Source organism: Nocardioides sp. YJ-D4, from assembly GCF_054031495.1.
The window spans coordinates 5,521,789-5,547,800 of sequence record NZ_CM132932.1; the positions used below are offsets into that span (position 1 = coordinate 5,521,789).

Annotated in this window: 25 protein-coding genes; 15 read left to right on the forward strand and 10 right to left on the reverse strand. The window is 68.9% G+C overall.

Annotated elements, in window-relative coordinates; genetic code table 11:
* The first annotated feature begins 50 nt into the window (after positions 1-50).
* The 9 genes from uvrC to ACW14X_RS26410 all read left to right on the forward strand — a co-directional run bounded on the left by uvrC (position 51) and on the right by ACW14X_RS26410 (position 8,949).
* Positions 51-2,027: an excinuclease ABC subunit UvrC gene (gene uvrC, locus ACW14X_RS26370; RefSeq protein ID WP_457163864.1), complete on the forward strand. Its 1,977-nt coding sequence runs from the start codon at positions 51-53 to the stop codon at positions 2,025-2,027.
* A 3-nt stretch (positions 2,028-2,030) separates the two neighbouring features.
* The gene (gene rapZ / locus ACW14X_RS26375; RefSeq protein ID WP_091041005.1) at positions 2,031-2,897 is read left to right on the forward strand and encodes an RNase adapter RapZ; all 867 of its coding nucleotides are present in this window, start codon (positions 2,031-2,033) and stop codon (positions 2,895-2,897) included.
* A 2-nt stretch (positions 2,898-2,899) separates the two neighbouring features.
* Entirely contained in the window at positions 2,900-3,880 is a 981-nt protein-coding gene (locus ACW14X_RS26380; protein ID WP_378683285.1) for a gluconeogenesis factor YvcK family protein, read from the forward strand.
* Positions 3,881-3,940: 60 nt separating this feature from the next.
* Positions 3,941-4,927, forward strand: coding sequence for a DNA-binding protein WhiA (whiA, locus tag ACW14X_RS26385; RefSeq protein WP_045547796.1), 987 nt, complete (start codon positions 3,941-3,943; stop codon positions 4,925-4,927).
* A gap of 186 nt (positions 4,928-5,113) precedes the next feature.
* On the forward strand, positions 5,114-6,112 hold the full coding sequence (gene gap / locus ACW14X_RS26390) for a type I glyceraldehyde-3-phosphate dehydrogenase (protein WP_160022589.1): 999 nt from the start codon (positions 5,114-5,116) through the stop codon (positions 6,110-6,112).
* 38 nt (positions 6,113-6,150) lie between these two features.
* Positions 6,151-7,374 (forward strand): phosphoglycerate kinase, encoded by a 1,224-nt coding sequence (locus ACW14X_RS26395; RefSeq protein ID WP_350714764.1) that lies wholly within the window; start codon positions 6,151-6,153, stop codon positions 7,372-7,374.
* Positions 7,374-8,183, forward strand: coding sequence for a triose-phosphate isomerase (gene tpiA, locus ACW14X_RS26400; RefSeq protein WP_350840483.1), 810 nt, complete (start codon positions 7,374-7,376; stop codon positions 8,181-8,183). The genes ACW14X_RS26395 and tpiA overlap by 1 nt, the downstream gene beginning before the upstream one ends.
* Positions 8,184-8,226: 43 nt before the next feature.
* Positions 8,227-8,457, forward strand: a complete 231-nt coding sequence (secG, locus tag ACW14X_RS26405) for a preprotein translocase subunit SecG (protein WP_008357155.1) — start codon at positions 8,227-8,229, stop codon at positions 8,455-8,457.
* Positions 8,458-8,589: 132 nt separating this feature from the next.
* On the forward strand, positions 8,590-8,949 hold the full coding sequence (locus tag ACW14X_RS26410; RefSeq protein ID WP_160022595.1) for an RNA polymerase-binding protein RbpA: 360 nt from the start codon (positions 8,590-8,592) through the stop codon (positions 8,947-8,949).
* A 106-nt stretch (positions 8,950-9,055) separates the two neighbouring features.
* Here the strand turns inward: ACW14X_RS26410 and ACW14X_RS26415 are convergent, their stop codons facing one another.
* The 7 genes from ACW14X_RS26415 to tkt all read right to left on the reverse strand — a co-directional run bounded on the left by ACW14X_RS26415 (position 9,056) and on the right by tkt (position 17,114).
* Positions 9,056-9,190, reverse strand: a complete 135-nt coding sequence (locus tag ACW14X_RS26415; protein WP_457163865.1) for a hypothetical protein — start codon at positions 9,188-9,190, stop codon at positions 9,056-9,058.
* A gap of 100 nt (positions 9,191-9,290) precedes the next feature.
* Positions 9,291-10,025 carry a type IV toxin-antitoxin system AbiEi family antitoxin domain-containing protein gene (locus tag ACW14X_RS26420; RefSeq protein WP_457163866.1) on the reverse strand — a complete coding sequence of 245 codons (735 nt, stop codon included), beginning with the start codon at positions 10,023-10,025 and terminating at the stop codon, positions 9,291-9,293.
* A 145-nt stretch (positions 10,026-10,170) separates the two neighbouring features.
* The gene (locus ACW14X_RS26425; protein WP_457163867.1) at positions 10,171-11,355 is read right to left on the reverse strand and encodes an endonuclease; all 1,185 of its coding nucleotides are present in this window, start codon (positions 11,353-11,355) and stop codon (positions 10,171-10,173) included.
* Between the two features lie 148 nt (positions 11,356-11,503).
* A complete protein-coding gene (gene pgl / locus ACW14X_RS26430; RefSeq protein ID WP_160022601.1) occupies positions 11,504-12,244 on the reverse strand; it encodes a 6-phosphogluconolactonase in 741 nt (246 codons plus the stop codon).
* Positions 12,241-13,896, reverse strand: a complete 1,656-nt coding sequence (gene pgi, locus ACW14X_RS26435) for a glucose-6-phosphate isomerase (protein ID WP_457163868.1) — start codon at positions 13,894-13,896, stop codon at positions 12,241-12,243. The genes pgl and pgi overlap by 4 nt, the downstream gene beginning before the upstream one ends.
* Positions 13,893-14,999: a transaldolase gene (gene tal, locus ACW14X_RS26440; protein ID WP_160022605.1), complete on the reverse strand. Its 1,107-nt coding sequence runs from the start codon at positions 14,997-14,999 to the stop codon at positions 13,893-13,895. Before tal ends, pgi begins: the two co-directional genes overlap by 4 nt.
* A 3-nt stretch (positions 15,000-15,002) precedes the next feature.
* Positions 15,003-17,114: a transketolase gene (gene tkt, locus ACW14X_RS26445; RefSeq protein ID WP_350714775.1), complete on the reverse strand. Its 2,112-nt coding sequence runs from the start codon at positions 17,112-17,114 to the stop codon at positions 15,003-15,005.
* 169 nt (positions 17,115-17,283) lie between these two features.
* Between tkt and ACW14X_RS26450 the strand changes: the two genes are divergently transcribed.
* Both ACW14X_RS26450 and ACW14X_RS26455 read left to right on the forward strand, forming a co-directional pair.
* Positions 17,284-18,222 carry a heme o synthase gene (locus ACW14X_RS26450; protein WP_160022609.1) on the forward strand — a complete coding sequence of 313 codons (939 nt, stop codon included), beginning with the start codon at positions 17,284-17,286 and terminating at the stop codon, positions 18,220-18,222.
* A gap of 54 nt (positions 18,223-18,276) precedes the next feature.
* On the forward strand, positions 18,277-19,146 hold the full coding sequence (locus ACW14X_RS26455; protein ID WP_457163869.1) for a GNAT family N-acetyltransferase: 870 nt from the start codon (positions 18,277-18,279) through the stop codon (positions 19,144-19,146).
* Between the two features lie 21 nt (positions 19,147-19,167).
* Here ACW14X_RS26455 and ACW14X_RS26460 read toward each other — a convergent pair whose 3' ends face one another.
* Genes ACW14X_RS26460 through ACW14X_RS26470 form a run of 3 tightly spaced genes read right to left on the reverse strand, consistent with a single transcriptional unit; the run spans position 19,168 to position 21,810 of the window.
* On the reverse strand, positions 19,168-20,067 hold the full coding sequence (locus tag ACW14X_RS26460; protein WP_457163870.1) for a COX15/CtaA family protein: 900 nt from the start codon (positions 20,065-20,067) through the stop codon (positions 19,168-19,170).
* The gene (locus ACW14X_RS26465; protein WP_350840469.1) at positions 20,064-20,855 is read right to left on the reverse strand and encodes an ABC transporter permease; all 792 of its coding nucleotides are present in this window, start codon (positions 20,853-20,855) and stop codon (positions 20,064-20,066) included. The genes ACW14X_RS26460 and ACW14X_RS26465 overlap by 4 nt, the downstream gene beginning before the upstream one ends.
* Entirely contained in the window at positions 20,848-21,810 is a 963-nt protein-coding gene (locus ACW14X_RS26470) for an ABC transporter ATP-binding protein (protein WP_457163871.1), read from the reverse strand. The genes ACW14X_RS26465 and ACW14X_RS26470 overlap by 8 nt, the downstream gene beginning before the upstream one ends.
* Positions 21,811-22,057: 247 nt before the next feature.
* On the opposite strand from ACW14X_RS26470, the gene ACW14X_RS26475 reads away from it, so the two are divergent.
* The 4 genes from ACW14X_RS26475 to ACW14X_RS26490 all read left to right on the forward strand — a co-directional run bounded on the left by ACW14X_RS26475 (position 22,058) and on the right by ACW14X_RS26490 (position 25,957).
* Entirely contained in the window at positions 22,058-22,699 is a 642-nt protein-coding gene (locus ACW14X_RS26475) for a glyoxalase (protein ID WP_457163872.1), read from the forward strand.
* Complete coding sequence (locus tag ACW14X_RS26480; protein WP_160022617.1) at positions 22,665-23,135, forward strand: PPOX class F420-dependent oxidoreductase; 471 nt, start codon at positions 22,665-22,667, stop codon at positions 23,133-23,135. Before ACW14X_RS26475 ends, ACW14X_RS26480 begins: the two co-directional genes overlap by 35 nt.
* A 282-nt stretch (positions 23,136-23,417) precedes the next feature.
* Positions 23,418-24,617, forward strand: a complete 1,200-nt coding sequence (locus ACW14X_RS26485; RefSeq protein WP_457163873.1) for an RtcB family protein — start codon at positions 23,418-23,420, stop codon at positions 24,615-24,617.
* 143 nt (positions 24,618-24,760) lie between these two features.
* Positions 24,761-25,957 carry an outer membrane protein assembly factor BamB family protein gene (locus ACW14X_RS26490; protein WP_457163874.1) on the forward strand — a complete coding sequence of 399 codons (1,197 nt, stop codon included), beginning with the start codon at positions 24,761-24,763 and terminating at the stop codon, positions 25,955-25,957.
* Positions 25,958-26,012: the final 55 nt, after the last annotated feature.

Sequence of the window (26,012 nt, forward strand, 5' to 3'; positions counted from 1 at the left end):
CACGTCCACGTACCGCCAGCCTGTCGGTGCTCGCCGATAGGCTGGCGGACGTGCCCGATCCGCAGAGCTATCGCCCGAAAGCTGGGAGCATCCCGACCCAGCCAGGGGTCTACCGGTTCCGCGATCCCAAGGGGCGGGTGATCTACGTCGGTAAGGCGATCAACCTGCGTCAACGGGTCGCGAACTACTTCCAGCCGATCCCCAGTCTCCACCCGCGCACCGCCACGATGGTGACCACCGCGGCCAGCGTCGAGTGGACGACGGTCAACAACGACATCGAGGCGCTCCAGCTCGAATACACCTGGATCAAGGAGTTCGACCCGCGGTTCAACGTCAAGTACCGCGACGACAAGTCCTACCCCTGGCTCGCGGTCACCGTCTCCGAAGAGTTCCCGCGGGTCATGGTCGGTCGCGGGGCCAAGCGCAAGGGCACCCGCTACTTCGGCCCCTACGGGCACGCCTGGGCGATCCGCGAGACGGTCGACATCCTCCTGCGGGTCTTCCCGATGCGCTCGTGCAGCAACGGCGTCTTCAAGCGCTCGCAGCAGATCGGGCGTCCCTGCCTGCTCGGCTACATCGACAAGTGCACCGCCCCGTGCGTCGGCAACATCTCCGCCGAGGAGCACCGCGAGATCGTCGACGACTTCTGCGACTTCATGGCCGGCCACACCACGACCTTCACCAAGCGGATCGAGAAGGAGATGTACGCCGCGTCCGAGGCCCTCGACTTCGAGAAGGCCGCGCGGCTGCGTGACGATCTCGCCGCGATGCAGCGGGCCCTGGAGAAGCAGGCGGTGGTGCTCGGCGACGGTGCCGACGCCGACGTGATCGCCCTGGCCGAGGACCCGCTCGAGGTCGGCGTGCAGATCTTCTACGTACGCGGCGGCCGCATCAAGGGCCAGCGCGGCTGGGTCGCGGACCGGATGGACGACGCCGACACCGCCGGCCTGGTCGAGCACTTCCTGCTCCAGCTCTACGCCGGCGAGGACGCGGAGGCGATCCCGCGCGAGATCCTCGTCCCGGCGCTCCCGCCCGACCACGAGACCTTCGAGGACCTGCTTTCCGACGTACGGAAGGCGAAGGTCAGGATCCGGGTCCCGCAGCGCGGCGACAAGAAGACGCTCCAGGAGACCGTCGCCAACAACGCCAAGCAGGCGCTCGCGCTCCACAAGACCAAGCGCGCCAGCGATCTGACCATCCGCAACCGCGCGCTCGAGGAGATCCAGGAGGCGCTCGAGCTCGACGAGGTGCCGCTCCGGATCGAGTGCTACGACATCTCCCACCTGCAGGGCACCGAGATCGTGGCCAGCATGGTGGTCTTCGAGGACGGCCTCGCCCGCAAGTCCGAATACCGCCGGTTCATCATCAAGGGCCAGGACGGCTCCGACGACGTCAAGGCGATGCACGAAGTGATCACCCGGCGGTTCAAGCGGCTTCTCGACGAGCAGTCGACGTCGATCGTCTCGACCGAGGTCGAGGGGGCCAGCGGTCCGATGCTGGTCGACCCGGAGACCGGCCGGCCCCGCAAGTTCGCCTACGCACCGGGTCTGGTCGTCGTCGACGGCGGCGCTCCCCAGGTGGCGGCCGCGCAGCGCGCCCTGGCCGAGCTCGGCATCGACGACATCCCGGTCGTCGGCCTGGCCAAGCGCCTGGAGGAGGTCTGGGTCCCCGACGAGGAGGACCCGGTCATCCTGCCGCGCAGCTCCGAGGGGCTCTACCTGCTGCAGCGGGTCCGCGACGAGGCGCACCGGTTCGCCATCACTCACCACCGCGGGCGCCGGTCGAAGTCCATGGTGGAGAGCCTGCTCGACGACGTACCCGGCCTCGGTGAGGTGCGCCGCAAGACGCTGATGAAGCACTTCGGATCGCTGAAGAAGCTCCGTGCCGCAACCGTCGAGGAGATCGCTCAGGTGCCCGGCATCGGCCCCGGCACCGCGACAGCGATCAAGACCGCTGTGGAGCAGACCGCGAAGAATGGCAAGGTTAGCGCCATCAACGTCACCACCGGCGAGATCATCGAGGAGTAGGTCATGCACAAGGGGGAGGTCGTCGTCATCACCGGCATGACCGGTGCCGGGCGGAGCACCGCCGCCAAGGAGTTGGAGGACCTCGGCTACTACGTCGTCGACAACCTGCCGCCGAGCCTGCTCCCGCAGGTGGTCGAGCGGGTTGACGCGGCCCGCGGCCCGGAGCAGCCGGTGGCGGTCGTGACCGACGTACGTTCGGGGTCCTTCTTCGCCGAGCTCGAGGAGATCGTGGCGAAGGGAGCCACCGGGCGGCGTACAACACTGGTCTTCCTCGACGCCGCCGACGACACCCTGGTACGCCGTCAGGAGGCCGCGCGGCGGCCGCACCCGATGCAGCGGGGCAACGAGCGGCTGCTGGACGCGCTCGAGCGGGAGCGGGTCGTGCTGGCCAACCTGCGTGGCGCCGCCGACCTCGTCATCGACACGACCCAGCTCAACGTGCACCAGCTCACCGCGCGGATCGCGGAGGCGTTCGGCACCCCGGAGCGCACCACCCTGAAGGTGTCGGTGGTGAGCTTCGGGTTCAAGTACGGGATCCCGGTCGACGCCGACTTCATGGCCGACATGCGGTTCCTGCCCAACCCGCACTGGGTGCCGGAGCTGAAGGACGGCAACGGACGTGACAACCCCGACGTCGCCGCCTACGTCTACTCGCGCCCTGGTGCGGAGGAGTTCCTGAGCGGGTATGTTCCGGTGCTCATCGGAGTGACCAAGGGCTACCTCCACGAAGGAAAGAGGTTCATGCGCGTGGCGATCGGGTGCACGGGCGGCAAGCACCGCAGCGTGGCGATGGCGGAGGAGATCTCCAGGCGGCTGCGAGATGCCGGCCTGGATGCGAAGGCGATCCACCGAGACCTCGGGCGGGAGTGAGAGTGGCCGGGGCTGACCGACCCGGGGCAGATGCCCAGGCCGTCGTCGCCCTGGGGGGAGGGCACGGACTGCATGCGTCGCTGAGCGCGCTGCGGCTGCTGGTCGACGACCTGACCGTCGACCAGCTCACCGCGATCGTGACGGTCGCCGACAACGGCGGCTCCAGCGGCCGGCTCCGACGGGAGTTCGGCGTGCTCCCGCCGGGCGACCTGCGGATGGCGCTCGCCGCGCTGTGCGGCGCGGACCGCTGGGACGACACCTGGGCGCAGGTGCTGCAGCACCGCTTCGCCGGCGAGGGCGAGATGCGCGGCCACAACCTCGGCAACCTGCTGATCGTGGGCCTGTGGGAGCAGCTCGGCGACCATGTCGAGGCCCTCGACTGGGTCGGCCGCCTGCTGGGCGCCAAGGGCCGGGTGCTGCCGATGGCCCTGGTGCCGATGGACATCGTCGCCGAGGTCAGCGGGCTGGTTCCGGGCGATCCGGAGGCCAGGCTGGAGATCAGCGGGCAGGTCGAGGTCGCCACCACCGACGGACGGATCGAGTCGATCCAGCTGGTCCCCGACAACCCACCGGCCGCCCCCGACGCCGTCAAGGCGATCTGCGACGCCGAATGGGTGTTCCTGGGCCCCGGCTCCTGGTTCACCTCCGTCCTGCCGCACCTCATGGTCCGCGCGCTGCGCGAGGCCCTGGTCGCGACCTCCGCGAAGATCGTCGTCGTGCTCAACCTCGGCGAGCAGCCGGGGGAGACGACCGGTTTCGGCCCCGCCGAGCACCTCTCGGTCCTCCTCGACCACGCTCCGGATCTCCGCATCCACACCGTCCTCGTCGACTCCTCGCTCGACGGTCTCGACGATCTGTCGCGGGTGGCCGAGAAGTGCGGTGCGCAGGTCGAGGTCGCCGACGTCGCGGTCGGCGACGGGACTCCTCGCCACGACCCGGAGCGGCTTGCCGCTGCGTACGCGAGGGTGATCGGGGCGGGTTAGCGCGGCCTCAGAGGTGGAACCGATTCGAGGGTCGTTGACATCAATGAAAGACTCTCCGGCATGGCGATGACGGGACAGGTGAAGGCCGAGCTGGCCTCCACTCAGATCACCAAGACATGCTGCCGGAAGGCAGAGGTTGCCTCGACGTTGAGGTTCGCTGGGGGGATCCACATCGTGGCAGGCAGGATCGTGGTCGAGGCTGAGCTCGACACCGGTCTGGCCGCCAGGAGATTGAAGCGAGACATCGCCGACGTCTTCGGTCACGAGGCAGAGGTGGCTCTCATCCAGGCGAGCGGGCTTCGTAAGGGCAGCCGCTACATCGTGCGCGTGGTCAAGGACGGTGAGGCGCTGGCGCGTCAGACCGGCCTCCTCGACCAGCGTGGTCGGCCGGTGCGGGGTCTTCCGCCTGCCGTCGTCTCGGGCGGAGCCTGCGACGCGGTGGCCGCCTGGCGCGGTGCCTTCCTGGCCCACGGCTCGCTCACCGAGCCGGGCCGCTCCTCCTCGATGGAGGTGACCTGCCCGGGCTCGGAGTCGGCCCTCGCCCTCGTCGGCGTCGCCCGTCGTATCGGCATCTCGGCGAAGCCGAGGGAGGTACGCGGCGTGGACCGTGTCGTCATCCGCGACGGTGACGCGATCGGCCAGCTGCTCACTCGCCTGGGCGCCCACGAGTCGCTGATGGCCTGGGAGGAGCGCCGGATGCGCCGGGAGGTCCGCGCCACCGCCAACCGGCTCGCCAACTTCGACGACGCCAACCTGCGCCGCTCGGCCCGTGCCGCCGTCGCAGCCGGCGCCCGTGTCGAGCGCGCCCTGGAGATCCTCGGCGAGGACATCCCCGACCACCTGCGCCAGGCCGGCAAGCTCCGTCTCGAGCACAAGCAGGCCTCGCTCGAGGAGCTCGGGCAGCTCCACGACCCGGTGCTGACCAAGGACGCGATCGCCGGCCGCATCCGCCGCCTGCTGGCCATGGCCGACAAGCGGGCCGAGGAGCTCGGCATCCCCGACACGGAGGCGTCGCTGACCGCGGAGATGCTCGCCGAGGACGCCTGAGAGCAGCATCCACAACCTGAAAACCGGCCCGAGCCCCTCGACTGATCGAGGGGCTCGGGCCGTTTGCTACTCGTCCGTCTTTTGGAACGATCCAACCCAGTCTCCCGCTGTTCAGAGGGGCTGGGTAGTGTCGGCGTCAGCGGGTGATCCCGCGCACAATCTTTTCGACGCGAACCAGGAGTCCACGTGACAGTTCGAGTAGGCATCAACGGATTCGGCCGGATCGGCCGCAACTTCTTCCGCGCGGTGCGCGCCTCCGACCTCGACATCGAGATCGTCGGGGTGAACGACCTCAGCGACAACACGACCCTCGCGACGCTGCTGAAGTTCGACTCGATCCTCGGCCCGCTCGGCGCCGATGTGTCCGCCACCGAGGACGCGATCGTCGTCGACGGCAAGGAGATCAAGGCGTACGCCGAGCGCGACCCGGCCAACATCCCCTGGAAGGACCTCGACGTCGACGTCGTGATCGAGTCGACCGGGTTCTTCACCGACGCGACCAAGGCACGCGCCCACATCGACTCCGGCGGGGCGAAGAAGGTGATCATCTCCGCGCCGGCGAAGAACGAGGACGCCACCATCGTGATGGGCGTCAACGAGTCGGTCTACGACCCCGAGGCCCACACGGTGATCTCCAACGCCTCCTGCACGACCAACTGCCTCGCGCCGCTGGCGAAGGCGCTCAACGACGGCGTCGGCATCAACCAGGGCCTGATGACCACGGTCCACGCCTACACCGCCGACCAGAACCTTCAGGACAACATCCACAAGGACATGCGCCGCGCCCGCGCGGCCGCCCTCAACGTCGTGCCGACCTCGACCGGCGCCGCCAAGGCGATCGGTCTGGTGCTGCCGGAGCTGAAGGGCAAGCTCGACGGCTACGCCCTGCGGGTGCCGGTGCCGACCGGCTCGATCGTCGACCTCTCCTTCGAGGCCTCGCGCGAGACCTCGGTCGAGGAGATCAACTCGATCATGGAGAAGGCCGCGGACGGGAAGTACCTCGTCTACTCGACCGACCCGATCGTCTCCTCCGACATCGTCACCAACCCGGCGTCCTCGATCTTCGACGCCCCGCTGACCAAGGTGATCGGCAACCAGGTCAAGGTGGCAGCGTGGTACGACAACGAGTGGGGCTACTCCAACCGGCTCGGTGACCTGGTGGCGTACGTTGGCGCGAGCCTGTGACCCAACGACCTGCCTCACAGGTTAGGGTCTAGCCCGTTATGTCTCTGAATCTCACGCAGCTCATCGAGCAGGGTGTCGCGGGCAAGCGAGTTCTCGTGCGCTCCGACCTCAACGTCCCGTTGGAAGGCACGACGATCACCGACGACGGTCGCATCCGTGCCTCGGTGCCCACGATCAAGGCGCTGGCCGACGCCGGCGCCAAGGTCGTGGTGGTCGCCCACCTCGGTCGGCCGAAGGGAGAGCCGGACCCGGCCTACTCGCTGGCACCCGTGGCGACCCGCCTCGGTGAGCTGCTCGGTGCCGAGGTCGCCTTCGCGACCGACACCGTCGGCGACTCCGCCAGCTCGGTCGTCGGCGGACTCGCCGACGGCCAGGTCGCGCTGCTGGAGAACGTACGCTTCAACGCCGGTGAGACGAGCAAGGACGACATCGAGCGGGCCACCTTCGCCGCCGAGCTCGCCGCCCTGGCTGACGCCTTCGTCTCCGACGGCTTCGGCGTGGTCCACCGCAAGCAGGCCTCCGTCTACGACGTCGCCAAGCTGCTCCCGAGCGCGCAGGGCGGCCTGGTGGCCACCGAGATCGAGGTCCTCAAGCGGCTCACCGAGACCCCCGAGCGCCCCTACGTGGTCGTCCTCGGCGGCTCGAAGGTCTCCGACAAGCTCGGCGTGATCGACAACCTGCTCGGCAAGGCGGACAAGCTGCTCATCGGGGGCGGCATGGTCTTCACCTTCCTCAAGGCCCAGGGCTACGAGGTCGGCCAGTCGCTGCTCGAGGAGGACCAGATCCTCACCGTGCTCGGCTACCTCGAGCGCGCCGAGGAGATCGGCGTCGAGATCCTGCTGCCGACCGACGTCGTGGTCGCCGACTCCTTCGGCGACGAGGCCTCCGCCCGTGTGGTGGCGGCCAACGCGATCCCGGCCGACTCGCTCGGGCTCGACATCGGTCCGGAGTCGGCCCAGGCCTACGCCGCCGCGCTCGAGGGTGCCAAGACGGTCTTCTGGAACGGCCCGATGGGCGTCTTCGAGCAGGCCGCCTTCGCCGAGGGCACCCGCGCGGTCGCCCAGGCGCTCACCACGATCGACGGCCTCTCGGTCGTCGGTGGTGGCGACTCCGCCGCGGCGATCCGCCAGCTCGGCTTCGCCGATGACCAGTTCGGTCACATCTCGACCGGCGGCGGTGCCTCGCTCGAATACCTGGAGGGCAAGACCCTTCCGGGCGTCGCCGTGCTGGACGAGGCGACCGTGGTCGGAGGACTGGGCTGATGGCGGCCAAGAAGCCGGCCACGGGCCGCACCCCGCTCATCGCCGGCAACTGGAAGATGAACCTCAACCACCAAGAAGCGGTGGTCCTGGTCCAGAAGCTCGCCTGGACGCTCTCCGACAAGCGCCACGACTTCGCCGCCGTGGAGGTGGCGGTCTTCCCGCCGTTCACCGACATCCGTTCGGTGCAGACGCTCGTCGACGGCGACAAGATGCGCATCACCTACGGTGCCCAGAACGTCTCCACCCAGGAGTCCGGCGCCTACACCGGTGAGGTCTCGGCCGCGATGCTGGCCAAGCTCGGCTGCTCCTACGTGATCGTGGGTCACTCCGAGCGTCGTGAGCACTACGGCGAGACCGACGAGATCGTCGCGCTCAAGGCCAAGATCGCGCTCAAGCACAACATGATCCCGATCGTCTGCGTCGGCGAGGGCCTCGAGGTCCGCCAGGCCGGCAACCACCTCGACCACTGCACCGCCCAGGTCGAGGGTTCGCTGGCCGGGCTCACCGACGCCGAGGTCGGCCAGGTCGTGATCGCCTACGAGCCGGTCTGGGCGATCGGCACGGGGGAGACCGCCACCGCGCAGGACGCTCAGGAGGTCTGCGCCGGCATCCGGGACCAGCTCGAGAAGAGCTACGGCGCGGAGATCGCCGATGGCGTACGCATCCTCTACGGCGGCTCGGTGAAGCCCAACAACGTGGCCGCGCTGATGCAGGAGGCCGACGTCGACGGGGCGCTGGTCGGCGGGGCGAGCCTCTCGGTCGAGGACTTCGCCGCCATCTCGCGCTACTACGACCTGCCGGTCCTCTAGGCCAGTGCTGTAGGTTTCGGGCTCTCCAGATAGGATTTCAGACGTGGAACTTCTCTTCACCATCATCCTGGTCATCGCGAGTGCGCTGATGATCCTGCTCGTGCTGCTTCACAAGGGCCGCGGTGGCGGACTCTCCGACATGTTCGGTGGCGGTGTCTCGAGCTCGCTGGGTGGATCGTCGGTCGTCGAGCGCAACCTCGACCGGCTCACCATCGGCATCGGTGTCATCTGGTTTGCCTGTGTGATCGCGCTCGGCCTGCTGATGGCCTACTGAAACATTCCCCTTCAGCGCACGCGCGATAGCGTCTAAACTCATCGACGCTGGACGGAGATTTTGCCGTCCGATTCCCCCAAAGTGGCCTCTCGGGGCTGCGAACTTTAAGTTGAGAGAGGACACCGCAGCACCATGGCAGGTGGAGGGAACGCGATTCGGGGCTCCCGAGTCGGTGCTGGGCCGATGGGTGAGGCGGAGCGCGGCGAGGCAGCGCCGCGGAAGGCCGTCACCTACTTCTGCACCAACGCACATCGCTCGGTCATCACCTTCGCCGTCGAGGCGACGCCACCGGACTCCTGGGACTGCCCCAAGTGTGGGCTCCCAGCCGGTCTGGACGAGGAGAACGCGCCCCCGGCGCCGAAGATCGAGCCTTACAAGACCCACCTCGCCTACGTGAAGGAGCGCCGCTCCGACGCCGAGGCCGAGGACATCCTGGAGGAGGCAATCGCTCTCCTCCGCTCCCGCCGCAAATCCGGCGAGATCATCTTCTGAACCCCCGCCGAGTCGGCGCATTCTGACCAGAATCCGCGCCGAGTCGGCTCGTCATGACGAGCCGACTCGACAATGAACCTGGTCAGGACGCGCCGACTCGGCGATTTCAGGCGGCAGTCGCGTGATCGAGGCGCTGATAGGCACGGTCACGCAGCCGCCGTAGTCGTACGCCGGGATCAGCGAGCCTGCTGAACGTGTCGTCCTTGGTGAAGACCTCGATGGTCCAGCCATCGTCGATCATGTCAGCCCGCCGGCTCCGGTCATGCTCCAACTGCTCGGGGGTGCTGTGCCACTCCGCGCCGTCGTACTCGACGCCGATCTTCAGGTGGTCGTTGCCGAGGTCAAGACGTCCGAGGAACCTGTTTTCCGCGGCGGACCTCGAGCTGAGGTACGAGGTCGAGACCTCGTACCTCCTTTGACCAGATCCGGAGCACCGACTCCGGGGGAGACTCTGCGCGACCGTCGGCGAGCGGCCCGACTGCTCTGAGAGTGGTGACGTATCGCTGTCCGCGGAACCTGTCGATCCCAGTGAGGAACTCGCCGTGATCGTAGTGGCCGAGCCGGTGCATCTGATCGATCCCGGCGATCGCGCGCTCCGGCCAGCGGACGCGCCCGACGTCCCAAGCGGTGCGGATCGCGCTGGTGACGAGCAGGCCCCCGATCTCGACGATGTCGTCTTCTCGGACGGTGCGCTCGCCGCTCGCTGCGAGGTCGTTGCGCAGTCGACCACGGCCGGCGGGAAGGAACACCGACAGAGGCTGCAGGTCGAGATGCTCGCCGGGTGCGAGCATCATGTCGGCGCCGAGAAGCCAGCCGGCATGTCGGTCGACCACCACGGCGTCCTTGGGAACGACGAGCTTGAGGCCAGCCACGCGTAAGTCGAGCGTGTCACCCATCTCGGTGGCCAAATAGACCCCTTTGATCAAGCGGCGGATGAGCCCCAGGTGCACGAGTTCGCGGAGCTGTCGGTAGGTCACGCCGGACTCGAGCGCCATCTTGGCGGTGAACGGCAGGGTCGGCGCCAGCGGAAAGTCGGGGCCTAGCGTACGGGTGAACTGCATCTGTTCGATATCCATGCGTCCAGCATGAGCGGGACCACCGACATTTAACTCAGAGCGCCGAGTCGGCTCGTTATGACAAGCCGACTCGGCGTTGGGTTTGGTCAGGATGAGCCGACTCGACGAGTTTTTCGGTCAGGACGCGCCGACTCGGCTAGGAGGGTCAGCAGGTGGCGCCGAAGATGGACTCGGCGTACTCCGGGTGGTCGATGAAGGGGTTTCGGTTGCGCTGGTAGGTCGAGTAGATGGTGTTGTTGCGGGTGCGTTCGGCCGCGGTGACGGGGTCGGCGGTGTGCCAGCTGAGCAGTACGCAGACCTTGCCGAGGTAGTTGGTCGAGCCGTTGATGGAGTTGTTGACCTCGAGGTCGGCGAAGCCGTCGTCGCCGTTGTAGCGCACGGCCATGTAGAGGATGCCGCGGGCGAGGTCGCCCTTGACGCTGTCGCGTGGCTCGAAGGAGTCGGAGTCGGTCCAGCAGTCGCTGCACTCCGAGACCGCCGACCCGCCCAGGTCGAAGTCCTTGCTGCCGCGGGTGGAGTTGACGGTGACGTCCTCGGGCCGCAGGTGGTGTACGTCGGTGCCGGGACCGTTGCTGGTGCCGAAGTCCCCGTGGCTCTGCGGCCAGGTGTGCTCGCGGTTCCAGTTGTTGGCGTCTCCGCCGTTGTTGGTCTTCGGTGTGGAGACCCCGGAGTAGAACTCGATGACGTTCGCGGAGTTGTTCGGATCCTGGTCGAGCACCTTCAGCGCCTCCCACACCGCGCTGTAGGACAGCGTGGTGTGGCCGTCGATGATGTTGTGCAGCGCCGACTTCAGCGACGATCCGGACAGTCCGGCGGCCGAGTCGTAGTAGCCCGCCGGGATGTTCGGGTCCGCGGTCGGGGTGGCCGTCGGGGTCGGAGTCGGAGTCGGTGTGGAGCCCGCGAACGCGAAGGCGGTGGCGTTCTTGTGGCCGGGATGGGAGAAGTACGCCGTCAGGGTGCCGGTCACGTCGATCTGACGTCCCTTGAGGCCTGGGTTGGACCGGAGGCCCCATGCGCTGCGGAACGCCTCGGGGATCTGCACGTAGAGCATCTTGGACGTGCTGGTCTCCGAGGCCGAGTCAGCGATCGCGAGAGCGTAGTCGCTGGGGTAGTTGCTGGTCACGACCGTGCTGGTCGCTGTGGGCTGGCCGACGATGTAGCCGCGTACGGTGGCCGTCGAGCCGTTCTGGGTGGCGATCGCCGTGGTGACGTTGATCGTGGCCGCCTGGGCCGGGGCGGTCGTGATCACGACCGCCATGAAACTCGCCAGGGCGAGGGCAACGAGGCTGGCCAGGGTCAGGCCGAGCCGCCGAGAGGCGCTGAGGGACATGCTCGGATGGTGGCAGTCGGCAGGTGCCCGCGGAACCCGCTGCGGGAAAGATTTACCTGCAGTTAGCAACCTGGGTAACGGAGTTCCCGAGACATTTGCGCCGACTCGGCGCTCCTGGGTGGGACAGTCGCGCCGAGTCGGGAGGGGGTCAGAGCTTGGACGCGGCCGCTCGGTCCAGGAACCAGGTCGTCTCGGTGGTGCCGGTGACGCCGGTGGCGGGGATCTCGGTGATCGGAGCGCCGGCATGTGCCTTGGCCACGGCTTCGGCCTTGCCCTCGCCGCTGACCAGGAACCATACGGTCGTGGACCGGCGCAGCGCCTCGAAGGTGAAGGTGATCCGCTCGGGCGGGGGCTTGGGGGAGCCGGTGACGCCGACGGCGATGGCGTCCTTCGCCTCGAGCTGCGGGAAGCCAGGGAAGAGGGAGGCGATGTGGCCGTCGGGGCCGACGCCGAGCATCAGGATGTCGAAGCCGCCGGAGCCGTGGCTGCGTACGTCCTCGGAGAACCGTGCCGCGGCCTCGTCGACGCTCAGGCCGGAGTCGGTGGCGGGCATCTCGTGGATGCGGTGGTCCGGGACGCCGACCTCGGTCAGGAAGGCGGCGCGGGCCTGACCGGCGTTGCGGTCGGGGGAGTCGGCGGCGACGTAGCGCTCGTCGCCGAAGAAGAACTCGACCGCGCCCCAGTCGACACCCGACTCGGGTGCGAGGCGGGCGATCTCGCGGTGGATCGCCTCGGCGATCGTGCCACCGGTGAGGCCGATGGTGGGAACGTCGCCGGCCGCCTGCAGGTCGGCGAGGCGGCTGAGGAACTCCCCGGCGACCGCCGAGGCCAGGGCCTCAGCGCTGTCGTGGACCTCGATGAGTGACTCGGGATGACCGTCGCTGGTCACGTGCGCTTCTCTCTGTAGTAGGCGATGAGGGATTGGGTGGAGGTGTCCTGCTGCTTGGCGGTGTCCGCGTCACCGGAGACCGCCGGGCTGATCTGGACGGCGAGCTGCTTGCCGAGCTCGACGCCCCACTGGTCGAAGGAGTCGATGCCCCACACCACGCCCTGGGTGAAGGTGATGTGCTCGTAGAGGGCGATCAGCTGGCCTAGTACGCCGGGGGTCAGCGCGGGCGCCATGATCGAGGTGGTCGGCCGGTTGCCGGAGAAGACCCGCGCGTTGACGATGTTCTCCGCGGTGCCCTCGGCGCGCACCTGCTCGGCGGTCTTGCCGAAGGCGAGCGCCTGGGTCTGGGCGAAGAAGTTGGCCAGGAACAGCTCGTGCACGTCGATGTCCCCGTCCGCGAGCGGATAGGCCGGGTTGGCGAAAGCGATGAAGTCGGCCGGGATCACCCGGGTGCCCTGGTGGATCAGCTGGTAGAACGCGTGCTGTCCGTTGGTGCCGGGCTCGCCCCAGAACACCTCGCCGGTGTCCGTGGTGACCGCGGTGCCGTCCCAGCGCACCGACTTGCCGTTGGACTCCATCGTCAGCTGCTGGAGGTACGCAGGGAACCGGTGCAGCAGCTGGGAGTAGGGCAGCACGGCGTGGGTCTGAGCGTCGAGGAAGTTGACGTACCAGACGTTCAGGAGACCCATCAGCGCCGGCACGTTCTGCGCGAGCGGCGTCTTCGCGAAGTGCTCGTCGATCGCGTGGAACCCGCCGAGGAACTCGGCGAAACCCTCCGGCCCGATGGCGATCGCCAGGGACGTGCCGATCGCGGAGTCGACCGAGTAGCGGCCGCCGACCCAGTCCCAGAAGCCGAAGGCGTTCTCCGGGTCGATCCCGAAGGCAGCGACCTTGTCCAGCGCCGTGGAGACGGCCACGAAGTGCTTCGCGACGGCCTCAGCGGCGTCCACGCCGTCACCGAGCGAGTCGAGCAGCCAGGTGCGCGCGAGGCGGGCGTTGGTCAGCGTCTCCAGCGTCGAGAAGGTCTTCGAGGAGACGACGAACAGCGTGGTGGCGGGGTCGAGCCCCTTCAGCTTCTGGCCGGCGTCGGTGGGATCGATGTTGGAGATGAACCGGCACTCGATCTCCGGGTGACGGAACGGCTCGAGCGCTTCGTACGCCATCACCGGGCCCAGGTCGGAGCCGCCGATGCCGATGTTGACCACGGTGCGGATCCGCTCACCGGTGACGCCCTTCCACTCACCGGAGCGGACCCGGTCGGCGAAGGCGTACATCTTCGCCAGGGTCTCGTGGACGGCGGGCACCACGTCGGTGCCGTCGACCTCGAGGGAGGCGTCGGCGGGAAGGCGCAGGGCGGTGTGGAGCACTGCGCGGTTTTCGGTGACGTTGATGTGCTCGCCGCCGAGCATCGCGTCGCGCCGCGCCTCCAGGCCGACCTGCTCGGCGAGTGCCAGCAGATCGGCCAGGAGGTCGTCGGTGATGAGGTCCTTGGAGAGGTCGACGTGGAGGTCGGCGGCCTCGAAGGTGAAGCGTGAGGCCCGGCCGGGATCATCGGCGAACCACGAGCGCAGGTCCGGCTCGAAGCCGGCCCGCCGCTCGGTGAGTGCCTTCCAAGCGTCCGTCGTCGTCGCGTCGACCGGGCCTTCGCTCACTGCTTGGCCGCCTCGATCTGGCCGACGACGGTGTCGACGAGCTCGGTCCAGGAGACCTTGAACTTGTCCACGCCCTCGGTCTCCAGCACCAGGAAGACGTCATCGAGGTCGACTCCGACCGAGCGGAGCGACTCGAAGACGGTGGCCGCCTCGGCACCCTTGCCGGTGACGACATCGCCCTTGACCTCGCCGTGGTCGGCGAAGGCCTCCATGGTCTTCTCCGGCATGGTGTTGACCGTGTCGGCGACGACCAGGTCGGTGACGTAGAGGGTGTCGGGGTAGGCCGGGTTCTTGACCCCGGTCGAGGCCCACAGCGGCCGCTGGGCGTTGGCGCCCTCGGCAGCCAGGGCGGTCCAGCGCTCGCTGGCGTGGACCTCCTCGAAGGCGGCGTAGGCGGCGATCGCGTTGGCCACCGCGGCCTTGCCGAGCAGCGCGCTGGCCTCGGGGGTGCCGATCGCCTCGAGCCGCTTGTCGATCTCGGTGTCGACGCGGGAGACGAAGAACGACGCCACGCTGCGGATCGTGGACAGGTCCTTGCCGGCCGCCTTGGCCTGCTCCAGACCGGTCAGGTACGCGTCCATCACGGCCCGGTAGCGCTCGACCGAGAAGATCAGGGTCACGTTGACCGAGATGCCCTCGGCGATCGCGGCGGTGATCGCCGGGAGCCCCTCCAGGGTCGCCGGGATCTTGATCAGCGCGTTGGGGCGGTCGACCGCGGCCCACAGCGCCTTCGCGGAGGCGATGGTCGCCTCGGTGTCGTTGGCCAGGGTGGGCTCGACCTCGATCGAGACCCGGCCGTCGTCCTTGGTGGACTCGGCCACCGGCGCGAGGATGTCGCAGGCGTTGCGTACGTCCTCGGTGGTGAGGCCGAAGATGACCTCGTCGACGTTCTTGCCGTCGGCCACCAGCGAGCGAAGCTGCTCGTCGTAGCGCTCACCCTTGGCGATCGCGGCCGCGAAGATGGTCGGGTTGGTGGTCACACCGACGACGGACTTCTCCTTGACGAGATCGGCGAGGTTGCCGGTCTCGATCCGCTCGCGGGAGAGGTCGTCGAGCCAGATGGATACGCCGGCCTCGGCCAGCGCCTTGAGACGGTCAGACATATTTCATGCTCCCTTGTTGATGGCGGCGAGGCTCTCCTTGGCGGCCGTGACGACCGCCTCGGGGGTGAAGCCGTACTCCTTGAACAGCAGCGCACCGGACGCCGAGGCGCCGAAGTGCTCGAGCGAGACGATCCGGCCGGCGTCGCCGACGTACTCCCGCCAGCCCTGCTTCACGCCGGCCTCGACGCTGACGCGTGCCTTGACGTTGGGCGGGATCACCGAGTCGCGGTAGTCCTGCTCCTGCGCCTCGAACCACTCCAGGCAGGGCAGCGAGACGACGCGGGCCCCGATGCCCTCCTTCGCCAGCTCCTCGCGGGCGGCGACGGCGTACTGCACCTCGGAGCCGGTGCCGAGCAGGACGACGTCGACGGTGCCGGTGGGGGAGTCGAGGAGTACGTAGCCACCCTTGGCCACACCCTCGGTGGTCGCGTAGCCGTCCTTGCCGCGGGGGAAGGTCGGCAGCGCCTGACGGGTCAGGATGAGCGCCGAGGGGCGGTCGTGGTGTTTGAGCACCTCGAGCCAGGCGGCGGCGGTCTCGTTGGCGTCGGCGGGACGGACCACGTCGAGACCCGGGATCGCCCGGACCGCGGCGAGGTGCTCGACCGGCTGGTGGGTCGGGCCGTCCTCGCCCAGACCGACGGAGTCGTGGGTCCAGACGTGGATGACCGGCAGCTTGGACAGCGCCCCGACGCGTACGGCACCGCGCATGTAGTCGGAGAACTGGAAGAACGTGCCGCCGAAGGCCTTGGTGGGCGAGTGGGCCACGATGCCGTTGAGGATCGCGCCCATGGCGTGCTCGCGGATGCCGAAGTGGAGCACGCGGCCGGCGTAGGGGTCGCCCTTCCACTCGTGGGTGGAGCGGTCCTCGGGGACGAAGCTGGGCGCACCGGAGATGGTGGTGTTGTTGGAGCCGGCGAGGTCGGCCGAGCCGCCCCACAGCTCGGGCAGCACCGGCGCCAGCGCGTTGATCACCTTGCCGGAGGCGGCACGGGTGGCGATGCCCTTGGCGTCGGCCTCGAAGAACGGCAGCGCGTCGGCGATGTCGGCGGGAAGCTCCCCGGCCTGCATCCGCTCGAGCAGCTTGGCGCCCTCCGGGTTGGCCTCGGCCCAGGCGGCCTCCTCGGCGCGCCAGGCCTGCTCGGCCTTCTCGCCGCGCTCGATGAGCTTGCGGGTGTGGGCGAGCACCTCGGGGTCGACGTCGAAGGACTTCGCCGGGTCGAAGCCCAGGATCTCCTTGGTCGCGGCGACCTCCTCGGCGCCGAGCGCCGAACCGTGGGCCGCCTCGGTGTTCTGCGCGTTCGGGGCCGGCCAGGCGATGACGGTGCGCAGCACGATCAGCGACGGCTGGTCGGTGACCTCGCCGGCGGCGTTGATCGCGTCGAACAGCGCCGGGACGTCCTCGGTGTAGCCGGTGCCGTCGTGGGTCCAGTCGACCTCCTGGACGTGCCAGCCGTAGGCCCGGTAGCGAGCCGCGACGTCCTCGGTGAACGCGACGTTGGTGTCACCCTCGATCGAGATCCGGTTGGCGTCGTAGATCATCGTGAGGTTGCCGAGCTTCTGGGTGCCGGCGATCGAGCTCGCCTCGCTGCTGACGCCCTCCTGCAGGTCGCCGTCGCCGGCCAGGACGTACGTCTTGTGATCGAACGGGCTCGGCTGGTCGACCGGGGTGTCCGGGTCGAGCAGGCCGCGCAGCCGGCGCTGGGCCATCGCGATGCCGACGGCGTTGGCGACGCCCTGGCCGAGCGGGCCGGTGGTCACCTCCACGCCGCGGGTGTGGCCGCGCTCGGGGTGGCCCGGGGTCAGCGAGCCCCAGGTGCGCAGGCTCTCCAGGTCGCCGAGCTCGAGACCGAAGCCGCCGAGGTAGAGCTGGATGTAGAGGGTGACGCTCGAGTGGCCGACGGAGAGCACGAACCGGTCACGGCCTAGCCAGTCGGTGTCGGCCGGGTTGTGCTTCATCACCTTCTGGAAGAGCAGATAGGCAGCAGGGGCCAGGCTCATCGCGGTGCCAGGGTGGCCGTTGCCGACCTTCTGCACGGAGTCCATGGCGAGAACGCGGACGGTGTCCACGGCCTTGCTGTCCAGATCGGTCCACTCGAGTACAGGTTTGGTGCTCACGAGGTGCCTTTTCAAATCGGAGAGTCCACTTGGGAGGTTCTTGGGCTGGCCGTGGGGGCTGCCGAATCCGAGCCTACTCACGCCCCGGGTTAGACTGCGAGCCGCATGCTGTGAACTGCCTGTATGAGCCGCATGTGAAGCCTCAACCCGATCGAGAAGGATCTTCTCAGTGACGCACGTCGAACAGCCGGTCCCCGACCTCGACCAGCGTAGCGACCGCGCGTCAATGCGCGATGTCATCTCGGCGTACGTCTCCCTGACGAAGCCCCGCGTGATCGAGCTGCTGCTGCTCACCACCGTGCCGGTGATGTTCTTCGCCGCCCAGGGTGTCCCGGGCGTCGGCCTGGTCGCGGCCACGGTCGTCGGTGGGATCTTCTCGGCCGGCTCGGCCTCGGTCTTCAACTGCGTCTACGACCGCGACATCGACGAGCAGATGAGGCGTACGCGACGCCGGGCTCTGCCGCGGCACGTGGTCACCCCGCGGGCGGCGCTGATCTTCGGGTCGGTCCTCGCGGTGCTGTCGGTGGTCGTGCTCGGCCTCTTCGTCAACTGGCTCTCGGCCGGGCTGTCGGTGGCCGCCAACGCGTTCTACGTCTTCGTCTACACGATGCTGCTCAAGCGGCGCACCACGCAGAACATCGTCTGGGGCGGCATCGCGGGCTGCTTCCCGACCCTGATCGGCTGGACCGCGGTCACCAACTCGGTGAACTGGGAGCCGCTGATCCTGTTCATGGTCGTCTTCTTCTGGACCCCGCCGCACACCTGGGCCCTGGCGCTTCGCTACCGCGAGGACTACGCCCAGGTCGACGTGCCGATGCTGCCGGTGGTCAAGTCCGCCCGCTACGTGGGCGCTCAGATCGTGGCGTACTCCTGGGTCATGGTCGCCACCTCGCTGCTGTTGTGGCCCCTCGCCTCCACCGGCTGGCTCTACCCGGTCGCAGCGATCGGCCTCGGCGCCGTCTTCCTCGTCCAGGCCCACCAGCTGCACGCGCGAGCCAAGGGCACCGAGGACCTCACCAAGATCCGCCCGATGCAGCTCTTCCACTCGAGCAACCTCTACCTGAGCCTGCTCTTCGTCGCCCTCGCGGTCGACCCGCTCCTGCGCTGAGACCTCCGCCCGCCGGGCTGAGCGACGCGCTGCGCGGCTCGATAGGGTTCCGGCGTGGAGATCCGGTCGATGCAGCCCGAGGACGTCCCGTCGGCGGAGCGGCTGAGCGCGGAGGCGTTCTACGAGCTCGACGTACGGATCCGGCGGCCGCACGAGACCGAGCCGGCGAAGCGGCCCGCCGAGCAGGCGGAGAAGTGGAACCGGCGTACGCGGCGGTTCCTGGACACCGACCCGGAGGGGCGCGTCGTCGCGGTCGACGAGCACGGGCTCGCCGGTTTCGCGACCTCGATCCGCCGCGACGATGCGGTCTGGGCGCTGGCGACCTATGCCGTACGTCCGGGGCTGCAGGGGCAAGGGGTCGGCAAGCGCATCCTCTCCCTCGCCGCCCAGCACGGGGCGGACTGCCCGCGGTGGATGCTGTCCGCGAGCGATGACCCGAAGGCGGTCCGGCGCTACCGGCTGGCAGGCTTCGACCTGCACCCGCAGATGGTCCTGTGGGGCCAGGTCGACCGTTCAGCCCTGCCGGCCGTCGGCGGACTGCGGCAGGGTTCGCTCGACGACGTCGGGCTCCTCGACAGCATCGACCGGCTGGCCCGCGGCGCGGGCCACGGTCCCGATCACGAGACACTGGCGTCGATGGGTACCTTGGTCGTCGACACCGCGGGTCGTGGGTATGCCTATGTCGGCACCAGCGGCCCCGCGCTGCTCGCCGCCCTCGACGAGGAGACCGCGGTCCGGCTGCTGTGGGAGTGCCTGGCGCGCACCACGGACGAGCGGGCCGTCGTCGGCCATGTCACCGCCGCCAACCAGTGGGCGACGGACGTCGGGCTCGCCTGTCGCCTGAGCCTCGGCACCGACGGCTACCTGGGGGTTCGCGGGATGGCTCCGCCCGCGACGTACATCCACAACGGGGCGCTGCTCTGACGGGAGCCGACCACGTCGGGGCTAGGCGTGAGCGCGGACCGAGCAGACGACGCGGGCCAGGCCGGCGGAGATGAGGGCGGCGCCGAGCATGTGGAAGCCGACCAGGAGGACGGGAAGGTCGGTGAGGTACTGCACCCAGCCGATCAGGCCCTGGGCGAGCTCGATGACCAGCAGGACGATCGTGACCTGACGGACGTACGCGTGCTTGCGGCCCAGCCACAGCGTGACCAGGGTCGCGGCGATGAGCGCGTACACGGCGTAGGCGTGGATGTGGGACATCAGGGCCGGGTCGAGGCCGGTGCGGCGGGACTCGAGGTCGCCGGAGTGGGGGCCGGAGCCGGTCACGACCGTGCCGAGCCAGAGGGAGAGCCAGCCGACGACGAAGGTGACCAGAGCGGCGATCCGTACGGTGCGTGGCGCGGCCTCACGCTCCGGGGAGCGGAGGTCGTCGAGCAGCCACACGCACAGGCCGACCATCGCCATCGAGGCGAGCAGGTGGAGCGCGACGACGTAGGGGTTGAGCTCGGAGAGGACGGTGATGCCGCCGATGACACCCTGCAGCGGGACACCGAGGGCGATGACGATCGCCAGGGTGCGGATGGTGCCGCGGCGGTTCCACACGGCGATGACGACGGTGATGGCGATCGCGGCCAGGACGTAGGTCAGCAGCCGGTTGCCGAACTCGATGACGCCGTTGATCCCGAGCGCCTCGTGAGCCACGTAGGACTCCTCGGTGCACTTGGGCCAGGTGGGGCAGCCGAGGCCGGAGCCGGTCAGCCGGACCACCGCACCGGTCACCACGATCCCGATGTTGGCGACGAGGTTGGCGATGGCCAGCCCGAACGCATGCGCGCGGAGCCAGCCGAGGACCTTGTCCTTGGCCGAGGGGCCCGGGTCGGTGGAGGGTTCGGTGGTGGTCATTCCCACTTGAAGGTCCTAGCTGTGAGGGTCGAGCCGAGGAGGGCCCAGACGAGGAGCACCCCGAGGTCTCGCCAGGCCGGGACGCCGTCGAGGAAGGCGGTGCGTACGGCCTCTCCGAGCGCGCCCGAGGGGAGCCAGCGGGCGACGTCGCCGTAGGCGCCGTACGCCGTCAGCGGCAGCACGACGGCACCGCCGGCCAGGAGGAGCAGGTAGATGAGGTTGGCGGCGGCCAGCGTCGCCTCGGCCCGCAGCACGCCGGCGACGAAGAGCCCGAGCGAGGCGAAGGCCAGCGTGCCCATCGCGATGGCGAGGAAGAAGGCGAGGACGGTGCCGAACCCCGCGGCAGGGGTCCAGCCGAGGATCTGGCCGACGGCGCCGATGACGAAGAGCTGCACGAGCTGTACGCAGCCGAGCGCGAGCACCTTGCCGGCGAGCAGGCCGGTCCGGGGGAGCGGTGAGGCGCCGAGGCGCTTGATCACGCCGTAGCGCCGCTCGAAGCCGGTCGCGATCGCGAGGCTGGTGAAGCTCGTCGACATGATGGCCAGCGCAAGGACGCCGGGGGTCAGGAGGTCGACCAGCGGGCGGTCGGTGCCGAGGTCGAGGTCGATGGCGTTGCCGGCGGTGACGCCGCCGACGAGCACCATCACCGGGATCACGACGGCCAGCAGGAGCTGCTCTCCGTTGCGGAGCATCAGCTTGGCTTCCATCAGCGCCTGGGCGACCACCTGCTGGGTGATCGGCGCACCGCCGGGCTTGGGGGTGAAGGTCCCCGTGGCGACCTCAGACATGCTCGATCCCCTCGGTGAGGTGAAGACCGCCGGTGAGATCGAGGAAGACGTCCTCGAGGCTCCGGCGGCCCAGGGTCAGCGACTCCGGGAGGACGTCGTTCTCCTCGCACCAGCGGCTCACCTTGGCGAGCGTGGTCGGGTCGGCCTTGCCGGTGACCCGCATCGAGCGCTCGTCGAGCAGGGTGACCTCGGTGTCCTCGCCGAGCGCCTTGCGCAGCGACTCGCGCGCGCCGGGTGGGAACGGCTTGGTCACGACCAGCCGCACGGTGGCGGTCGCGCCGCCGCGGGTGAGCTCCAGCGGAGTGCCCGAGGCGATCATCCGGCCGCGGTCGATGATGTGCACCTGGTCGGCCAGCTCCTCGGCCTCCTCCAGGTAGTGCGTGGTGAGCACGACGGTGACGCCGTCCTGCCTGAGCTCGCGCAGCAGCTCCCAGGTCGTACGCCGCCCCTGCGGGTCCATCCCCGCCGTGGGCTCGTCCACGAACACCAGCTCCGGACGGCCCACCAGCGCCATCGCCAGCCCGAGCCGCTGCTGCTGCCCGCCCGAGAGCCGCCGGTAGGGGGTGCGGCCGCACTCGCCCAGGCCCAGCCGCTCGGCCAGGTAGTCGACGTCGAGCGGATGCGCGTGCAGCCGGGCGATGTGCTTGAGCATCTCCATCGCGCGTACGCCGCTCCAGGCGCCCTGTCCCTGCAGCATCACCCCGATCCGGGGGAGCAGCTGCTTGCGGTCGGCGATCGGGTCGAGCCCGAGGACGCGAACCGTCCCCTGCTGGGGCTTCCGGTAGCCCTCGCAGGTCTCCAGGGTCGTCGTCTTGCCGGCACCGTTGGGCCCGAGCACGGCCGTGATCGAGCCCTCCGCGACGCTCAGCGTGAGTCCGTCGACGGCCGTCTTGTCGCCATAGGTCATGCGCAGGTCGCGTACCTCGACAGCAGGCCTGGCGACGGAAGAGTCCACGGCGGCAGTCTAAGAAGGCGTACGCCACCGGCCCAATCGCCTAGGTGCGATCCCATGGATTCTTAGGTGCCTGTCAGGACGTTGGCCGCCCAACTCCCACCGAAGGACGGCCAACGCGGGGATGAGACGTGATGCCCCCATGCCTATGACGCGGTGTCTCAGACACAATTTCTGCTCAGAAGATCAACAAGCAAGGCGGTCAGGAATCGAGAAGCCCGCAAGGCCCCGGGATTCCTAAGGTCGAGACATGTTCACACTTCAGACCATCACCCTCGACGCTGCAGACCCCACGGACGCCCGGGCGTTCTACGAGAAGGCCTTCGGGCTCACCGACCAGATCTCCGTACGCCAGGGCCTGGGCACCGACACCGGCCGGCCGTTCACCATCTCCCTGGTCGTCGGCCAGCCCTCGACGGTCGACAGCCTCGTCGACTCCGCGCTCGCGGCCGGTGCCACCTCTCTCAAGCCGGTCGAGAAGTCGTTCTGGGGCTACGGCGGCATCGTCCAGGCCCCCGACGGCTCGATCTGGAAGATCGCGACCTCGGCGAAGAAGGACAACGGCCCCGCCACCCGCGAGATCGACGACATCGTCCTGCTCCTCGGCGTCGCCGACGTCAAGGCGACCAAGCGGTTCTACGCCGAGCGCGGACTGGGGGTGAAGCGGAGCTTCGGCGGCAAGTACGCCGAGTTCGAGGCCGCTCCCGGTGCCGTCCAGCTCGCGATCTATCCCCGGCGTGCCCTGGAGAAGGAGACCGGTGTCGCGGTCGACCCGGACGCTGCGTACGGAATCGTCCTGGGCGGCGGCAGCGAGGCCTTCACGGACCCGGACGGGTTCACCTGGCAGGCTGGTGACCATGGCACGCACGATCGCGACGAACACGACCGTTGATCTCGAGGGGCTCCTGGAGTTCGTACGTCCCCGCCACCAGATGATCCTGGTGACCAGCCGAGCCGACGGGTCCCCGCAGCTCTCGCCGGTCACCGGGGGCGTCGACGACGACGGGCGGATCGTGATCGCGACCTACCCCGAACGCGCCAAGACCCGCAACGCCCGCAGTCGCCCGCAGGTCAGCGTCATGGTTCTCTCGGATGAGTGGAACGGCGCCTGGGTCCAGGTCGACGGCGAGGCCGAGGTGCTCGACGCGTCCGCGGGCGAGGAGGCCCTGGACGCCTTCGTCACCTACTTCCGCAACATCTCCGGCGAGCACTCCGACTGGGACGAGTACCGCCAGGCGATGGTCGACCAGGGCAAGTCCCTCCTTCGGATCACCCCGAAGCGCTGGGGCCCGGTCGCCACCGGCGGCTTCCCCGCCCGCCTGGCGTAAACCAGTGGCACCAGACGTACGCCGCTGACTACCGTTTCCGACACACAGACACACCACGAGGAGATGAGCATGCGCAGGCCGGTCGAGATCCGCTCCGCCGCCGGGAACCCCGGTCTGGCGAGCGAAGCCTGCCTGCGCTCCGACCTCCGCTCGGACCGCATCGGCCAGGAGCCGCCGACGCGCTGAGCATCAGCGCCGACCTGAAAGGGCCGCTCCCGCCGCAAGAACCCGGCCGGAGCGGCCCTTTTCGCATGCCCCGGCCCTGTCGAAGGAGAGAAAGAGATGACGAACGATTTCCCGATCGCCCTGGCCGGCGCCAAGGCCGAGACCCTGATGTGGGCGCGCCCGCACGAGATCGAGCACGCCGCCCAGGACCAGCTGCGCAACATCTCCAAGCTGCCCTGGGTGCACGGCGTACGTGTCATGCCGGACGTGCATCTCGGCAAGGGCGCCACGGTCGGCTGCGTGGTCGCGATGAAGGACGCCGTCTCGCCGAGCGCGGTCGGTGTCGACATCGGCTGCGGGATGATGGCGGTCAAGACCTCCGTCACGACCAGCGACCTGCCCGACGACCTCGGCCCGCTGCGCTCTGCGATCGAGGAGGCGGTCCCGGTCGGGTTCCAGGCGAACGACGGCCAGGCCGGCGTCGTCCGCAAGGACCTGAAGCTGAAGGTCGCCTTCGACAAGCTCTTCGGCGGCTTCGAGGAGCTGCGGGCGCCGAAGCTCGGCGACCGGCACAAGCGGGCGGTCGCGCAGTGCGGCTCGCTCGGCGGTGGAAATCACTTCATCGAGGTGACCGCCGACGACGACGGCGTGATGTGGCTGATGCTGCACTCCGGCAGCCGCAACATCGGCAAGGAGATCGCCGAGCGGCACATCTACGCGGCCAAGGGGCTCGAGCACAACCTCGGCCTGCCCGACCGCGACCTGGCGGTCTTCCTGGCCGGCACCGCGGAGATGGACGCGTACCTGCACGACCTCTACTGGGCTCAGGACTACGCCAAGCTCAACCGGCGGATCATGATGGCTACGGTCAAGAGCGTCTTCGCGCGCTTCTTCCCCGAGGTCGTGTGGGGCCGAGAGGTCAACGCTCACCACAACTACGTCGCCCGGGAGACGTACGACGGCGTGGACCTGGTCGTCACCCGGAAGGGCGCGATCTCGGCCAAGTCCGACGAGTACGGGCTGATCCCGGGATCGATGGGCACCGGTTCGTACGTCGTCCGCGGGCTCGGCAATGAGGCGTCCTACTGCTCCGCCTCCCACGGCGCGGGACGGAAGATGTCGCGTTCGAAGGCGAAGAAGACCTTCAGCGTCGCCGACCTCGCCGCGCAGACCGAGGGAGTCGAGTGCCGCAAGGACGTCGGTGTCGTCGACGAGATCCCCGGTGCGTACAAGTCCTTGGAGAGCGTCATCGAGGCACAGACGGATCTGGTCTCCGTGGAGGCTCGGCTGCGCACGCTGCTCTGTGTGAAGGGCTGAGGCAGCAATAGGAAAGTGGTCAATTTGGGCCCGAAGGCGACCTGCCGAGGGCCCAAAATGACCACTTCTCCAGTGCAGTTGCGTCGTGGCTGGTTTCTGGAAAGCCGACACCGGGATCGTGAGGGGTCTTAACGTTGAGGCCCATGAAATCTCAGCAGAGGTTGCTGGCGACGTTCGTGTTGGCCGGCACCTTGCTCGTCGGTTGCGGAGAGACGGACGGAGCGGGGTCAGCGCTGGCCGAGAAGTGGTCTCGAGCAGGCGGTCCGGAGAGCGAGTTCCTGTCCTCGGGTTCCTGGACGGCGACCGACGAGCTGTGGATCTACGCCAACATCGACTCCTCCCGGATCGAAGCCGTACGCCTCGCCAACGGCGAGGAAGCCTGGCATCTGCCTCTCGAGGAGAACGTGTGCGAGATCTCGCCGGTGAACCAGGCCGGGCTCGTCGCGGTGCGTGACCACCCGCCTGGATCTCATGGCTGCAACCGGGTCACGGTCGTGGACACCTCCGACGGCGACATCGTGTGGTCAGCGACGTTCGAGTCGATCGGTGGACGCTCCGAGGGCGGTGGCATGGTCGGGTTGACCGAGACGACCGTGTCGGTCACGACCGACTGCGCGGTCGAGCGCTGGGAGGCGGCGTCCGGTGATCGACTGGAACCGCTGATGGCTCGCGACGGTGCCGCCGAGCTGGGCTCGTTCGGGTGCCGGGTCGCCACTACCGGCAACACCGCACTGGTTCCAGAGAAGGACGGCCTCAGCGGCTTCGACGTCGATACCGGCAAGCGCCTGTGGACCGTCGCCGGCGACCACCCACAGGTGGGCGCCGTCTACGCCACCGAACCGATCGTCGCCGACGTATGGATCGAGGGGGTCCAGGGCGCTCGCATGATCGACCCACGCACCGGTCAGCTGGGAAGGATCGTCGGCAGGTCCCTGGATGCCGGCGCTGCGACGCCGACGCTCGGGCTGGCCGACGTCGTGGGAGACCGGATCGCCGGCGCCTACGACGAGGAGCTGTCCGGGTCCGACGCCGCCGCGGACGGCGCCGTGCGAACGTGGGATCTGACCTCGGGCACTGAGGCTTGGAGTCGGGCGAGCGAAGCCGGCGACATCTTCCTGGGGGCTGACGAGAAGGGCGTCTACATCGGTCGTGACACCCGGTCCGAGGCCGGCTACAGCGTGCTCCGTCGCGACCTCGATGACGGCTCCGAGGAAGTCGTCGGCTCCGTCGAGAACGCACCCGCCGTGGTGACGAAGGTCGGTGACCTGCTGCTGGTGGGCGGCGTCGACGCGGCGCGCGAGGACAGCGAGACGACGGCCTACCAGCTGCCCTCGAGCTGAGGGGCCGTGGCGTCAACCACGCTCCGCCTCCCATGGGTCGGGGCGGAGGATGTCG